The 15,192-nt window shown below is 61.3% G+C and carries 9 protein-coding genes; 8 read left to right on the top strand and 1 reads right to left on the bottom strand.

Annotated elements, in window-relative coordinates:
• Positions 1-5: 5 nt before the first annotated feature.
• The 4 genes from IGB42_RS08255 to IGB42_RS08240 all read left to right on the top strand — a co-directional run bounded on the left by IGB42_RS08255 (position 6) and on the right by IGB42_RS08240 (position 7,020).
• On the top strand, positions 6-2,216 hold the full coding sequence (locus IGB42_RS08255; RefSeq protein ID WP_159669775.1) for a CHASE2 domain-containing protein: 2,211 nt from the start codon (positions 6-8) through the stop codon (positions 2,214-2,216).
• A 3-nt stretch (positions 2,217-2,219) separates the two neighbouring features.
• Entirely contained in the window at positions 2,220-2,984 is a 765-nt protein-coding gene (locus tag IGB42_RS08250) for an MBL fold metallo-hydrolase (protein ID WP_159669772.1), read from the top strand.
• 4 nt (positions 2,985-2,988) lie between these two features.
• The gene (locus IGB42_RS08245; RefSeq protein WP_159669769.1) at positions 2,989-5,346 is read left to right on the top strand and encodes a GspE/PulE family protein; all 2,358 of its coding nucleotides are present in this window, start codon (positions 2,989-2,991) and stop codon (positions 5,344-5,346) included.
• Between the two features lie 96 nt (positions 5,347-5,442).
• Positions 5,443-7,020: an HD family phosphohydrolase gene (locus IGB42_RS08240; RefSeq protein WP_159669766.1), complete on the top strand. Its 1,578-nt coding sequence runs from the start codon at positions 5,443-5,445 to the stop codon at positions 7,018-7,020.
• 43 nt (positions 7,021-7,063) lie between these two features.
• Here IGB42_RS08240 and IGB42_RS08235 read toward each other — a convergent pair whose 3' ends face one another.
• On the bottom strand, positions 7,064-7,957 hold the full coding sequence (locus IGB42_RS08235) for a tetratricopeptide repeat protein (protein WP_159669763.1): 894 nt from the start codon (positions 7,955-7,957) through the stop codon (positions 7,064-7,066).
• Between the two features lie 277 nt (positions 7,958-8,234).
• Here IGB42_RS08235 and IGB42_RS08230 point away from each other — a divergent pair, with 277 nt between their 5' ends.
• From IGB42_RS08230 to IGB42_RS08215, 4 genes are all read left to right on the top strand, one after another.
• Positions 8,235-9,449, top strand: a complete 1,215-nt coding sequence (locus IGB42_RS08230) for an MFS transporter (protein ID WP_159669760.1) — start codon at positions 8,235-8,237, stop codon at positions 9,447-9,449.
• A gap of 124 nt (positions 9,450-9,573) precedes the next feature.
• Positions 9,574-11,235 (top strand): histidine-type phosphatase, encoded by a 1,662-nt coding sequence (locus IGB42_RS08225; protein ID WP_159669757.1) that lies wholly within the window; start codon positions 9,574-9,576, stop codon positions 11,233-11,235.
• Positions 11,236-11,450: 215 nt separating this feature from the next.
• On the top strand, positions 11,451-13,703 hold the full coding sequence (locus tag IGB42_RS08220; protein WP_159669754.1) for a glycosyl hydrolase family 18 protein: 2,253 nt from the start codon (positions 11,451-11,453) through the stop codon (positions 13,701-13,703).
• Between the two features lie 173 nt (positions 13,704-13,876).
• Positions 13,877-15,142: a carbohydrate-binding protein gene (locus tag IGB42_RS08215; protein ID WP_159669751.1), complete on the top strand. Its 1,266-nt coding sequence runs from the start codon at positions 13,877-13,879 to the stop codon at positions 15,140-15,142.
• The last annotated feature ends 50 nt before the right edge of the window (positions 15,143-15,192 follow it).

Here is a 15,192-nt window from a genome sequence, read left to right as displayed (position 1 = left end):
ACAGCATGTTCCGCCGCCTGTCGCGCTTCCTGCCCCAGCTGTTGTTGAGCGGTGTATGCATCCTGTTGTTGCTGGCGCATGTGATCGGCGCGGTACAGGTGCCGGTGCTCGAGCGTCTCGATGCCTACCTGTACGACGTCAGGCTGCGGCTGGCCGCACCACACGGGCAGGATCCGCGTGTGGTCATCGTCGATATCGACGAGAAAAGCCTGGCCGCGCTGGGCCGCTGGCCGTGGCGGCGCGACAAGCTGGCTGACCTGATCGATACCCTGTTCGACCGCTATCAGGTGCGCGCGGCCGGTTTCGACATCGTGTTTGCCGAACCGGACGACAGTTCGGGTTTGCCGGTGCTGCGCAGGCTGGCCGCCGGTGAGCTGAAAGACAATGCCGCTTTCCGGTCCGCGCTGGATAAACTCGGTCCGCAACTCGATAGTGACCAGCGTTTTGCCAAGGCATTGAATGGTCGCAACGTGGTGACCGGGTTCTACTTTGGCAGCGATGCAACCGTGGCATCGAGTGGCAAGTTGCCGCCACCGGTCATGGACAGCGACGAGATGGCGCCGGTTGCCGATGGCATCGTCACCGCTGGCTACTATGGCGCCAACCTGCCGCAGATACAGGCAGCAGTGCGCCATGGTGGTCACTTTGTGCCGCAAATTGACACTGACGGCGCAACACGGCGTGTTTCCCTGCTGGCCCGCATAGGCAATCGTTACTACCCGGCACTGTCACTGGCGCTGGCGCGTGCCGCGCTGGGCGATGCGCCGCTTGATCCCGTCATCAGCAGCAGCGGTGGCATCGCACTGGAAGGACTGCAACTGGGTGATCGCCTGCTGGCCACCGATCAGCATGCGCAGGCGCTGGTGCCCTATCGCGGCGGTGAACACGCTTTCCCCTATGTGTCGGTCATCGACGTATTGCAGGGCAAGGTAGCGCCCGATGTGCTGCGCGACCGCATCGTACTGGTGGGTACCACCGCGCCAGGCCTCAAGGATCTGCGGGTGACGCCAGTGGGCGAAACCTATCCCGGTGTGGAAATCCACGCCAACCTGATTGCCGGCATCCTCGACCAGAATCTGCCGCAGCGGCCTGATTACCTGCTGGGCGCCGAGTTTCTGCTGCTGTCGCTGATCGGCCCGTTGCTGGTATGGGTGCTGCTGTCGTTTGCGCCGCTGCAGGCGTCGCTGACTTGCCTGGCCACGCTGTTGTTGCTGGCAGCGGGTGATGTGTGGCTGTGGCATGGCGCGCGGCTGGACATGCCGTTTGCCAGCGTGCTGGCACTGGTGTGCGGTCTCTATGTACTGAACATGGCCTATGGTTACTTCTTTGAATCCCGGCGCAAGCGCCAGTTGACCCAGCTGTTCGGCCAGTATGTGGTGCCTGAACTCGTCGAAAAAATGAGTGATGACCCACAGAAATACACGATGACCGGCCAGAGCCGCCAGCTGTCGGTGCTGTTTACCGACGTGCGCAGCTTCACCAAGATTTCCGAAGGCATGCCGGCCGATGAGCTGGCGCATTACATGAATGCATTCCTGACCGAGATTTCACGCGTGATCCGCAGCCAGCATCTGGGCACCATCGACAAATACATGGGCGATTGCGTGATGGCCTTCTGGGGTGCGCCGGTTTTCGACCCGGATCATGCGGTCAGTGCCGTGCAGGCGGCGCTGGAAATCCAGCAGGCAATTACCGCACTCAACCCCCGGCTGGAAGCGCAGGGGTGGCCACAGATCAGCGTTGGCGTGGGCGTCAATACCGGCCACATGACGGTGGGTGATCTGGGATCACAGTTCCGCATGACGTATACGGTGTTTGGCGATGCAGTCAATCTGGCATCGCGGCTGGAGAGCCTGACCAAGCATTACGGCGTCGGTGTGCTGGTTGGCGAGGAAACCCGCGATGCCACCCCGGGCGTGGTGTATCGTGAAATTGACTGGGTGAAGGTACATGGGCGCGATGAGGCCGTGGCGATCTACGAGCCGCTGAGCGCCACAGCCGATCCGGTCGAGGAGGAGCGCGCTGCCCGCTTCCGGGATGTGCTGCGCTTTTACCGTGCCAGGCAATGGGGCCTTGCCGAAATCCAGCTGATGGGTTTGCTGGATGCAGAGCCCGAAAGCAGGCTGTACCAGGTGTTCCATGCGCGCATCGCTGCTTTCCGGCAGAACCCGCCGCCGCTGGACTGGGATGGCATTTATGTATTCGAGGGCAAGTAGCCTATGCGTTTGAAGATACTTGGCTGCAGTGGCGGCATTGGTGGCAGCAACAGAACCACCTGTTTCCTGCTGGGTGACGCAGTGCTGATCGATGCCGGCACGGGGCTGGGCTCGCTCACGCATGAAGAACTGCTGCGCATCGACCACGTGTTCGTCACCCACGCACACATGGATCACATCGCCTGTCTGCCCATGCTGCTCGATACCATTGTCGGCAGCCGCAGCACGCCGGTTACCGTGCATGCCACGGCGGAAACGCTGGCCATACTGAAAACCCATGTCTTCAACTGGCAGATATGGCCGGATTTCTCGACGATACCCAGCCCGGAGGCGCCGATACTCCGGTTTGCACCGATGGCACTGGGTGAGCGCCGGGCGGTGACTGGCGGCATGATCACCGCTTTGCCGGCGCTGCATACCATTCCCGCCGTCGGTTACCTGATCGAAAGCGCTACCGGTGCGCTGGCATTCAGCGGCGACTCGGCCGATTGCCCGACGTTCTGGCACGCGCTGGCCGGCGTGGAAAAGCTCAGGTACGTGATCTTGGAAACCGCGTTCAGCAACCGTGAGCACGAGCTGGCGCGCGTATCGCGACACTTTTCGCCCGGCACCATGCTGGCCTCGCTGGCACGCTACAGCGGCGATGCCGAAATCCTCATTACCCATCTCAAGCCGCAGGATGCCGATCTGACCATGCAGGAAATCCTGCGTGACGGTGCCCTTTATCCTTTCTCACGCCTCGAACAGGGGCAGACCCTTGAGTTCTGAGCCGATGACTGCCAATCCTGTCGATCAACAGCAAGCATTGAATTTCATGCGCCAGCTGCAGGCGCTGACCAATCGTGTGCACGCCACCGGCCATCTGGATGAGCTGTTGCTGGAGATCAGCTCCGACGTTTGCGAGGTCTTTGCTGCCGAGCGCCTTACCATTTACGTAGTGGGTGACGACGGGCGCGAGATCGTGTCGCGCGTGAAAACCGGGCTGGAAGGATTCAAGGAATTGCGCATTCCGGTGAACGACCGCAGCGTGGCCGGCTACGTGGCCAACCAGAAAAGGCTGGTCAACCTGCGTGATGTCTACGATATCCAGGAGCTGGCGGCGCATAGCACCACCTTGCAGTTCCTGCAGACGGTAGACAAGCAGACCGGTTTTCGCGCACGCGAGATGCTGGCGGCACCCATTGTGGCCGAGGCGGATGGCACGCTGGTTGGCGTGATCCAGTTGATCAACCATGTGCCGAAAACACCGTTCGGTACGCTGGCGGAAGAGGGCATCAAGCTGCTGGCCAAGACCCTGGCGGTGGCATTGCGCCAGCGGCAGACGCCGTTTCCTTTTACCGCATCCAACAAATATCAGGGCCTGGTGGCATCCGGTGCGATCAAGCCGGCGGCACTGCAGGTGGCGGTGAAGGAATCGCAGCGCTCGCGCGTGGATCTCGAATCGCTGTTGATGACCAACTACCAGATCAAGCCTGCGGTGCTGGGTGCCAGTTACGCCAGCTTCTACGGCGTACCCTACGAGCCATTCAAGCCTGATCGCCTCAAGCCGGTGGAGCTGTTGCGCAGCATCAAGCGTGATTTTGCTGCCGAGAACTGCTGGCTGCCGGTGGACGAGGGCAATGGCAGCATCGTGGTGATCAGCCCCGATCCGGAAAAAGCCCGCGCCAGCCATACCGTGGGGCATGTGTTCCCGGGCCGGAAGGCCGAATTCCGCGTATGCACGGTGCAGGATTTCCGCCAGATACTGGATCAGTTTTTCGGCACCGCCAGCGGCGTGGGCGCGGGCGAATCGGTGGACGAGCTGTTGTCCGGCATGGGCGGCGAAGATGAGGTCGATACGCTGTCGGCCGAGGAAATCTCGCTGGCGCAGGACAACGAGCTCGTCAAACTGGTAAACCAGCTGATCGTCGAGGCGCACAAGCAGGGCGCATCCGACATCCACATCGAGCCATCGCCGGGCAACGACAAGACCCGCATCCGCTTTCGCCGCGATGGTTCGCTGATGCAATACCGCGAAGTGCCGGCCGCCTACCGCAACCCGATGGTGACGCGGCTGAAAATCATGTGCGACCTCGATATCTCGGAGCGCCGCAAGCCGCAGGACGGCAAGATCAAGTTCAAGAAATACGTGCCGGGGCTGGATATCGAACTGCGCGTGGCCACCATTCCTACTGCCGGCGGCGTGGAAGACGTGGTGATGCGTATCCTCGCCGCCGGCGAGCCGCTGCCGCTGGAGAAGCTGGCACTGTCACCGCACAATCTGAGCACGCTCAAGGAAGTGATCGCCAAGCCATACGGGCTGTTCTTCGTTTGCGGCCCGACGGGTTCGGGCAAGACCACCACGCTGCACTCGATCCTCAAGCACCTCAATACCGAGGAAACCAAGATCTGGACCGCGGAAGACCCGGTGGAAATCACCCAGAAGGGGCTGCGCCAGGTGCAGGTGAACGTGAAGGCGGGGCTGACGTTTGCCAGCATCATGCGCTCGTTCCTGCGTGCCGATCCGGACATCATCATGGTGGGTGAAATGCGCGATGCCGAAACCACCGGCATCGGCATCGAAGCCTCGCTCACCGGCCACCTGGTGCTCGCCACGCTGCATACCAACAGTGCGCCCGAATCCATCATCCGGCTGCTGGACATGGGCATGGACCCATTCAATTTTGCCGATGCGATGCTGGGTATCCTGGCGCAACGGCTGGCCAAACGGCTGTGCAGCTGCAAGACCGCCTATGTGGCCGATCAGCACGAAGTGCAGCAGCTGGCGAAGGAATACAGCGCCGAGCTGGCCAATTTGCCCGCGTGGCAGGCCGATCCGCGCGCTGCGCTGGCCGAGCTGCAGCAGGAGTGGGTGATGCGTTTTGCCGACGATGCGGGCAAGTTCACGCTGTACCGGCCGGCCGGCTGCGACAAATGTGCCAACACCGGCTACAAGGGGCGGGTGGGGCTGCACGAGTTGCTGGTCGGTTCCGATGCCGTCAAGGCATTGATCCAGGAGCATGCCCGCGTTCCCGCCATTCTGGGCCAGGGCCTGCAGGACGGCATGCGCACGCTCAAGCAGGACGGTATCGAGAAGGTGCTGGGCGGGTTGACCGACATGGCGCAGGTACGCGCGGTGTGCATCAAATGAGGCCGCGACCTGCCGGGCGGCTGGCGTCCAACCCGTTTGCTGCAGCTTGCGCCACGGTGGTGAATGCTTGCCACATGGGCGAAGGAGTGGATTGATATGGGCGATCTGCGTGAACAGATTACGGCACTGCTCGATATCGGTGTGGCGCTATCTGGCGAAACCGATGTCAATCGCCTGATGCAGCGCATCCTGGATGCAGCGCGGGAGTTGGCCGATGCAGATGCGGGCACGCTCTATCGCGTGACCGATGACGGGCAGCTCAAGTTCGAGATGGTCATCACCGAATCGCTGGGCATCCGGCTGGGCGGCACCTCCGGCATCCCGGTGAATTTCCCGCTGGTACCGTTATGCCACGCGGATGGCCGGCCCAATCACAACAATGTAGTGGCGTCGGCGGTCAACCAGAACCGCACCATCAATATCCAGGATGCCTATAGCGAGGAAGGCTACGACTTTTCCGGCACCAAGCGCTTCGATGCTGCCAATGGCTACCATTCGCAATCGTTTTTGTGCGTGCCGATGAAGAACCATGAGGGCGAAGTCATCGCCGCGCTGCAGCTGATCAACGCGCGCGACGCGGATGGCAAGGTGATCGGCTTTACCGGGGACCATCAGCGCCTGCTGGAGGCGCTGGCGTCGCAGGCGGCCATTGCGCTGACCAACCGGCAGTTGATCCAGTCGCTGGAACAACTGTTCGAGGGCTTCATCGGGCTGATCAACCTGGCCATCGACGACAAGTCGCCGTATACCGGTGGCCATTGCCAGCGGGTACCCATGCTGACCATGATGATTGCCACCGCAGCAGAGCGGGCAAGCAGCGGGCCACTGGCCGATTTCCGCATGACCGAGCGCGACCGCTACGAGCTGAAAATTGCCGGACTGTTGCATGATTGCGGCAAGGTCACCACGCCGGTGCATGTGGTGGACAAGGCCACCAAGCTGCAAACCATTTGCGACCGGATCGACCTGATCGATACACGTTTCGAGGTGCTCAAGCGCGATGCGGAAATCGCGCTGCTCAAGGGGCAGATCAGCGATGCCGATTTCGCTGGATTGATTGCCGGTCTGGATGACGATCGGGCGTTCGTGCGCCAGACCAATGTGGGTGGCGAGTTCCTGCATGATGAAGCCATCGCGCGCGTCCGCGGGATTGCCAGCCGCGTATGGCGTGGCCCGGACGGCATCGAGCGGCCGTTTCTCAGCGACGATGAGCTGGAAAACCTGACCATCCGCAAGGGCACGCTGACCGAGGCGGAACGGCAGATCATCAACCACCATATCGAAGTCACCATCCAGATGCTGGAGGCGCTGCCGTGGCCGAAGCACCTGATGCGCGTGCCCGAGTATGCGGGCGGACACCACGAGCGCATGGATGGCAAGGGCTACCCGCGCGGGCTGACACGCGAGCAGATGAGCGTACAGGCGCGCATGATGGGCATTGCCGATATCTTCGAGGCACTGACCGCACGCGACCGGCCGTACAAGCAGGGCATGAAGCTATCGCAGGCGCTGACCATCCTGGCGCGCATGTGCAAGGATCAGCATATCGATCCTGATCTGTTCGATGTGTTCATCCGCGCCGGGGTATGGCAGGAGTACGCAGATCTCTGCCTCAACCCCAGCCAGATTGACCAGGTTGAAATCGAACCCTTGCTGGCGATTGCCCACGGTTGATGCCGTGGCCCGGCGGCAGTGCCGGGCCATTGTGTGCAGCCGCTTACTTGCTGGCGGATACGATGGTATAGCTGGCGCCACCCAGCCCGTCGGAAACGAATTCCAGCGCCACCGGATAACGCTTGCCGCAACTGCCGAACTCCCATGTTTCCTGCCAATTGCCGGCAATCAGCGTGAAGTTGGTGGGCGGCGTGGTGGCCAGCTGCAGGTAACGCGCCTGCGCCAGCGGGCGGCTCAGCTTCAGCTCCATCAGTTGCGGTGATTCATCGATGCAGGCGGCTTTTTCCGCGGCGGCCGTCACGATTTCGCCCAGCTTGGGATCGCGGATCACATCGCGGCGCAGCTTGAGCGAAGTCAGGCTGCTGCCCTGTTGCAGCGGCTTCACCCAGTCTGCCTTGCCGGCTGCGGTGAACAGCTTGGCAGTGGTATCACGCGGGATGCCGGTGATCAGCAGCCCGAGCTGGCCGGCAAGCTCCTGCTGCGCTTCAGGCAGTTCCTGCATCGCCGCCTTCCACAGCCAGCTGGCCGCGCTGGTTTCATCCTTGCGCTCGCTGGCGGGCAGCGTAGCCAGTGCCTTGAGGCGTGCCGGGTCGGGCTTGCCCGATTCGGCATTGTTGAGTTGCTGCGTCAGCCGGGCAAAATAGCTGCTGGCCAGCAAGAACTGCGCTTCGGCATGGCCTTTTTCTGCCAATGGCAGCAGCAGCCTGATTGCGGCATCCTGATCGGTGGGGATGCCGAGGCCCTTCTGGTACAACTGCGCCAGTTGCAGGCGGGTCCAGTCGGTGGCGGTGCCATCAAGGATGTCTGCCTTGGCCGCTGCCGCCGCATAGGCATAATCCTGACGCGCCAGCGCGCCCTCGATCACCGGCTCGCCGGCGCTTGCCGTTACTGCCGCCGTCGCGGTGGCGAGCAGCAGCAGACAAATCGTCTTCTTCATATCGGTTCTCCATCCTCGCCCGCCAGTCATGAAAAACGCCAGCTTGGGGCCGGCGTTGATCTTACTAGAAAGCCGGCGCTGCATGGCTTGCCGTTATGCATGGATTTTGACTGACGGTCGCGCATTACGTGCCACCTGCGCTGTTTACGCCAGGTATGCCGTTGATCCCGCAGGCGGAAAATGAGGGAATGGAGCAAGTCAAATGAGAGGAAACGACATCGCAAACGCGGGTACGCGCCGATAGAATGCGGTATTGCATGCTTCGCCATTGATTTCCATGACCCAACCCCCGTCCCTGCTGCAGAACCGCAATTTCTTCTTCGTCTGGCTGGCCAGCGTGGTGGGCAACTTCGCGCTGGCGGTTGCCACCATTGCCGAGACCTGGTTCGTCGTCAAAACCCTTGGCGCCAAGGAACAACTCGGGTTGGTGATGATTGCCGGGTCAGTGCCACGCATCGTGCTGATGCTGCTGGGCGGCGTGGTGGCCGACCGGATGAAGCGCAGCCGCATCATCCTCTTCTCGTTGTCGCTGCGGGTGATGCTGATGTTTGCACTGGTTGGCCTGCTTGCCCTCGGTAAGCTCGATATCTGGATGCTGACAGGCTTTGCCTTCATCTACGGGGCGCTGGATGCATTTTTCTGGCCGGCGCGCGATGCACTGCTGCCCAGCCTGGTACAGGGCAGCGATCTTACCCGCGCCAACTCCATCATGCTGACCACCAACCAGATCGGTCTGGTGTTCGGCCCGGTGCTGGGCGGCATCTTGCTGGCGCTGGTGAGCTACGAATGGGTATTCTCGATCACCGGCGTGCTGTTGCTGGTGGGCGTGGGCTGTATCGCCATGGTGCAAGAGCCGCCGCTGGTGCAGCACAAGGAGCGCCGCCACGTGCTGCACGAGCTCGTGGAAGGTCTGAAATACGCAATCAATACCCCGGTGCTGCTCAGCCTGATGCTGATCTACGCGATTGCCAACCTGCTGTTCATGGGCCCGCTGGGCCTGGGCATCCCCATCATCGTCACCGATCACCTCAAGGGCGAGGCCAGTACGCTATCGTTCCTCCAAAGCGCCTTTGCCACCGGCATGGTCGTCGGCGGCACCTTGCTGACGATTTATCCACCGATGAAAAAGCGGCTGTTGATGATCGCGGTCGTCATTGCCATCGAGGGCGTGCTGCTGGCGCTGCAAGGTCATGTGTACTGGTTGTGGGGCGCCATTTTCATCCAGTTCCTGCTGGGGTTTGGTGTGGTCAGCAACAATGTGCCGATGATGTCCTTGCTGCAGCAATATACCGATCGCGACAAGATTGGCCGGGTGATGAGCCTCAACACCGTGGCGTCCATGGGCCTGAGCCCGATTTCCTATTCGATGGTGACGGCCCTGCTGTCACTGCATGTCGAAATTGCGTGGATCATGCCGGCATTCGGCCTGACCATGTCGGTGCTGGTGCTGGCCATGGTGGCGGTGCTGCCGACGATACGCAAGGTCGATTAGCACGCGACCAGGCCCGAGTCTGGCCGCGTGCCTGGGGGGCATGGCCAACTCGGGCGGTGCCAACATCATCCTGTCATCGCAGGCGGCTATAAACCACGGTTTCTTCTGAGCAGGGAAGCAAACCGTGAAAACCACATTCAAACATGCAGTGCTGCTGGCCTTGCTGGCTGGTGCACTGTCCGCCTGTAACAGCGATGACAACAGCGCTGCCGTTACGCCCACGGGCACCCCGGTGGTAAAGCCCACGCAGGCCCCCACCCCCACCCCCACGCCGGTGCCAAGCCCGGTGCCAACCTACTACCAGACCAAGGCACCCTACCAGCCGCAGCAGGCCGCCAGCACCTATGAGGCGGCTCCCGCAGGCTACAGCCCGGTATATACCGAGCTGTTGGCACGGCATGGCTCGCGCGGGTTGTCCAGCCTGAAATATGACCTTGCCATCTACAATATGTGGAAAAAGGCCTCCGACGAAGGCGCGCTGACACCGCTGGGCCAGCAGTTGGGACCGGATGTGCTCAAGTTGATGAAGGCCAACTTCCTGCTGGGCTACGGCGTAAATGGCATTTCCACGCCGGGTTACGGCAATGAAACGCTGGTGGGTATCAAGGAGCACCAGCAACTGGCGGTGCGCCTGCAAAGCCGGCTGGCCGGTTTCTGGAAAGAAGTGGGCGATGCTGCCGCCACCAAGCCGCGCCAGATCGTTACCGTCACATCAGGCGTGGATCGTGCAGTTGATAGCGGTGCGTTCTTCGTGGCCTCGCTGACCAAGACCCAGCCCAATCTGGCCACGCTGATCGCCTATCCGCCGGCACCGGCGCCATACCCGCTTGCCAAGCCGGTAGCGCAGAAAGACGGCACCAATCGCTTCCTGCTGTATTTCCACAAGCTGGCGGCCAAGACCGACGAGGTGCTCAACACCGTCGATCCGCGCTATCAAACCTACCAGGACAGCCTCGCCTACCAGAAGTACAAGGCCGAAGACACTGATCTGCTGGCCAGGCAGGCTGCCGCACTGGCAGACCCGGCGGTAGTGGATGCCGGCCGCGTGGTGATGGAGCGACTGTTCACCAAGGTCTTTGTCGACAAGATTGCCAACGGTAGCTACAGCTTTGCCAATACCGGTACGTTTACCTATACCAGCGACGATGGCAAATACAGCAGCACGCTGAGCGGCGATGGCAAAACGGTGATTGCCTCGCTGGGTGATGCCGGTTCGCTGGTCTACGAACTGTATTCGATTGCCCCGGCGATGAAGGATGAAGTCGGCGTCGATTTCATGCGCTACCTGCCGGCAGACCAGGCGCGCGTGTTCGCACAGGTCAACGATACGTCCGACTTCTATGACAAGGGCCCGGGCATGACCGAAAAGGGCAGCGTCACCTGGAAGATGGCGCAGATCCTGCAGGACGATTTCTTCAACGAGGTCGATGCCATTGCCAGAGGCAATCTTGCCCATGCGGCCAAGCTGCGTTTTGCGCATGCCGAGATCACCGTGCCGTTCGCGTCCATCATGGGCCTGAAGAATGTGTTGCAACAGCAACCAAAAAGCACCACCTACAGCTATGCCAATAACCCGTGGCGCGGTGATCAGGTGTCGCCGATGGCAGCCAATATGCAGTGGGATGTTTACAGTGACGGCAAGGGTAGCCTGCTGGTGAAGATGCTGTACAACGAGAAGGAAACGGACTTCAAACCCGGCTGCGACAGCGCCAAAATCAGCCCGGCCAGCCATTTCTACAATTACGACAAGCTCAAGGCCTGCTACGGCCACGTCGCCGCGCCGTAATGCGCTGAGCTGACAGCGGCGCAGTTCTGCAGCCCCACCAGCTGTCCTGGAGCCCTGTACCTTGCATTCCGCAAGGACAGGGCTTTTTCATTACATTCGGCACGCGTTGTCTGTCAGCGCAAATGGGTAAAGAAAATTACGCCGGCCTGCAAAGGTGCAGACTAGAATCCCCCTCATAACAGCGCCGATGAGTGCTGAACAGAATGAATATGAGGATGGAGATGACACTGCGCCAGCACATACTGGTCGCGGTTCTGGCCTGCGCAGCACTTGGCGCACGGGCGGAGCCGTTGATCGTTGGTTATTTTCCTTTCTGGGCCAGCTACAGCCATGGGGCATCGCTTGCCGATGCGCCGGTGGAGAAACTCACGCACCTGGTCTATTCGGTGGCAGAGCTGAAGGCCGACGGCACTGTGGCGCCGGGCGATTTCTTCACCGACCTGGTACGTGTGCACGCTGGCGACAACAACCAGCTGTACCGCGGCAACTATGCGCTGTTGCCCGCGCTCAAGGCACGCAATCCCAAGCTCAAGACGTTGATCGCGGTGGGTGGCTGGAACTGGTCGCGCAATTATTCCGATGTGGCGGCTGATCCGGCCAAGCGCCGGCAGTTTGTGGCATCCACGCTGGCGTTTCTTGATCGCTACGGATTTGATGGCATCGAGTTCGACTGGCGTTTTCCGGTCGTGGGGGGGCACCCCAATACCGGCAAGCGGCCGGATGACCTGATCAACTATCAAGCACTGATTCACGAAATGCGCCAGGCATGCCATGCGCGTGCCGCTTCCTGCGTACTGTCCCTCACCATCAGTGCGGAACCGGTGCAACGCCCCGGCTGGAATGTGCGCGCCATGCTGGCGGATGTGGATTTTGCCACGCTGATTGCATCGGAGTTCCGCGGTGCCTGGAGCGAGCAAACCGGGCATAAATCACCGTTGATGCCTGATCCGGCGCATGCCGGTACCAGTGTTTCCGGCGCGGTTGCCGAACTCAAGGCCATGGGCTTGCCAGCGGCCAAGCTGGTCTTGCTGCTGCCGGCTCAGGGCATCAGCTGGCTGGGTGTTCCGCCGGGCAAGGAACATGGCCTGTACCAGCAGCCCAAGGGCGTGCCGTTTGGTACCTGGGATAACGAGAAAAGCGGCCCGACGGGTTTGTTCACCTATGCAGAAATCCGCAAGCTTGCCGCCAGCGGCGGGTTCGAGGCGCATTGGGATGACGTGGTACAGGCAGAAACGCTGTACCAGCCGCACACCGGGCAACTGATTTCATTCGAGAGTCCGCGTGCGCTGGCTGCCAAGCTGGACTTCATCGGGCAGCAAGGGCTGGCCGGATTGGGCCTGTGGGAAACGAGCAGTGATGCCCCGGGGGACGATGCGTTGCTGGACCAGGCGTGGCGGCATTTCCATCCATGGCAGGCGCGCTGGGCGATGGTGCGTGAGCGTACGGCGGCGGCAATGCCCTGGTTATTGGGGGCGGTGGCAGGACTGATGCTGACGCTGGGTCTGCTATGGCGCTTGCGCCGCAGCAGGCTGCGGATGCTGGAGCATGCGCAACGCGAGTACCTAGTGAATGCATTGGGTGTGTTGCCCGATCATTTGCTGGGGGTGGCTACGCAAGCTGCACAGCTGCGCGAGCGCTGGCCGGAGCGGCTTACCGTAATCGATGCGCAGGTGCTGGACAATCTGGCGGGCAACAGCCTGGCGATACGCCAGCAGTTGCTGCCACTTGCCTGCGCCGTGCAGCCTGGGGCTGCAATTGAAACACCAGCCCGCCGTGATGCACTGCTTGAGCTGGAGCGCTTTACCCGCCAGTTATCCGAACAGCGCAGCCTGGAGCGCATGCTCGAAACCATGCTGCGTTTCCTGTCCGATGATGCACGCGTGAGCGAAGCCACCTTGCTCGAAGACGAAGCGCTGGTGCCTGCGGCAGATGGCGGTTTGCTCAGCATGGATGCAAGCCGCAAGGAGGCACTGCTGCGCCATGCATCGTTTGCCGATTATGGTGTCGCGCTACGTTTTCACAGCCCGTTGTCAGACGATGAAGAAGTGTATTTCCGCAGCCTGGCCAATCAGGTGGTGCTGGTGCGTCAGCAATTGCATGAGCTGGCGCGGCAACCACAATTGCTGGCCGAGCTGTACGAAATTGCCAGCCGGCGCGAGAAGCTGCACTTCATCCGCGCCGACAAGGGCTATAGCGGCATTTATGCTGCCGATCTGGCCGCGCCGCATTATGTGACGCTGCGCTTGCGTGCGATCCGTCTGTACTTTGACGAACTGGTACAGGTGCACCGCTCCTACCTGGTGCGGCCCAAATCGGTGAGCGGCAGCCGCCGCGCACCCGGTGGCGGCATCGAGCTGATCGTGGCGGGGCAGGCCGTGCCGGTCGCGCGTACCTATCTTGCGCAGCTCAAGCGCCAATACCCGGCGTGGTTCAGTGCCGAAATGGCTGCAACGGCGTGCAGTTCGTGAAAGAAGGGCGGCTTTTTTGAAAGCCAAGTATTTGAAATGAAAGACTTTGTTGTTCTTTATCCTGTTGTTCGTGAATTGGGCCGATGCAGCCGGTTTTCGGCTGCCGAAGCGCTGGCATAGTGAGGCCACGGATCGCTGAATCCGCCATAGACAAGCAGGATGGAGACTCTCAAATGCAACGCAAAATCATCAGTATCGCGCTGGCCATTGCCGGCCTTGCCGCAGGTGCTACGGCAGCCATTCCCGAGTGGCAGGATGGTGCCAGCTACACGGTGGGCCAAGTGGTGCAATACCAGGGCCAGCGCTACCAGGATCTGCAGGCGCATACCGCCTGGACTGGCGCAGGCTGGAACCCGAACGACGCGGTGTCGCTGTGGAAAAAGCTGGGCAGCTGCGCCACCAGCGCTGGCGACCTGTGCAATCCGGTGGGTGTGACGGCAGCTGCATATACCACCTGGGCTGGCGGCGCCAAGGGTGCATATAGCCTGGTGCACGATGATTTCTGCGCTTACATTACCGACGGCCAGATCAGCAATGCTGATCCGGAGCTGACCAAGCGCGGCCTGCATGCTGCGTTCGGCATCATTTCCGCCAATTGCGCGCCTTATCACTGGCAGGCGGCCAAGCAGTTCGTCGCGCACGGTCATGAAGTGTTCAGCCATAGCCGCAACCATATGGATGCCAATACCGCCGGCTGGAACAACCAGGCCGAGATCGATGGTTCCGCCAGCGATATCGCCGCGCACCTGGATGGCTACACCCCCAAGTTCTTTGCCTGGCCGTCCGATATCACGCCGGATGCACCGCTTGCCTACCTCAAGAGCAGCGCCACCTATATCGGTGGCCGCGCCGCCAACCGCGTGGATGCCGCAGGCAATATCCAGTACGGCACCGCAGTGGGCGTGAATGCAGCCAACTTTGCCGACCCGTACAACATCAAATGGGATCTGTTCACCAATTCGGGCATCTGGTCGCTGTATCCGGAAGGCAGCGAAATCCTCAACCTGCACGTGGATGCCGCAATTGCCCAAGGTGGCTGGTCGCTGCGTACCGCACACGGCGTGGGTGATGCCTCGTGGGAAACCATTCCGCTGGCACGCTATACCGCCCACCTCGACTATGTGAAGGCGAAGGTCGATGCCGGCGAGCTGTGGATGGCGCCGCCCAGCCAGGTGATCCGCTACCGCTTTGCGCGTGACAACTGCTCGCCAGCCGTGAGTGTGGATGCCAATGGCCAGGGCGTGGTGCACTTCGCCACCGGCGCCGATTGCCTGCGTTACGCCACCGATCTGACGCTGGATGTGGCAACCAGCCGCGCCGTGACCGCCGCCAGCGCCAGGCAAGGCAGCCAGGCACTGGCCGTAAAAACGCTGGATGCGACGCATGTACGCATCACCGTGAACCCGACTCAGGGTGATGTGAGCCTGCAATTGCGTTAAGCGCAATCATCGAACCGCAGTGAGCAACTTTTGAGGGCGGGCCATGGGCT

It is taken from the genome of Andreprevotia sp. IGB-42, from assembly GCF_009848685.1.
Taxonomy (GTDB): domain Bacteria; phylum Pseudomonadota; class Gammaproteobacteria; order Burkholderiales; family Chitinibacteraceae; genus Andreprevotia.
Note: the sequence above shows the minus strand (reverse complement) of the source record. Positions and strands in the feature narration are given on the sequence as shown.

Bases quoted from the DNA above. Each gene is read 5' to 3' on its own strand.
- IGB42_RS08215 (WP_159669751.1), top strand. From the start codon at position 13,877: ATGCAACGCAAAATCATCAGTATCGCGCTGGCCATTGCCGGCCTTGCC.
- IGB42_RS08230 (WP_159669760.1), top strand. From the start codon at position 8,235: ATGACCCAACCCCCGTCCCTGCTGCAGAACCGCAATTTCTTCTTCGTC.
- IGB42_RS08250 (WP_159669772.1), top strand. From the start codon at position 2,220: ATGCGTTTGAAGATACTTGGCTGCAGTGGCGGCATTGGTGGCAGCAAC.
- IGB42_RS08235 (WP_159669763.1), bottom strand. From the start codon at position 7,957: ATGAAGAAGACGATTTGTCTGCTGCTGCTCGCCACCGCGACGGCGGCA.
- IGB42_RS08240 (WP_159669766.1), top strand. From the start codon at position 5,443: ATGGGCGATCTGCGTGAACAGATTACGGCACTGCTCGATATCGGTGTG.
- IGB42_RS08255 (WP_159669775.1), top strand. From the start codon at position 6: ATGTTCCGCCGCCTGTCGCGCTTCCTGCCCCAGCTGTTGTTGAGCGGT.
- IGB42_RS08220 (WP_159669754.1), top strand. From the start codon at position 11,451: ATGGAGATGACACTGCGCCAGCACATACTGGTCGCGGTTCTGGCCTGC.
- IGB42_RS08245 (WP_159669769.1), top strand. From the start codon at position 2,989: ATGACTGCCAATCCTGTCGATCAACAGCAAGCATTGAATTTCATGCGC.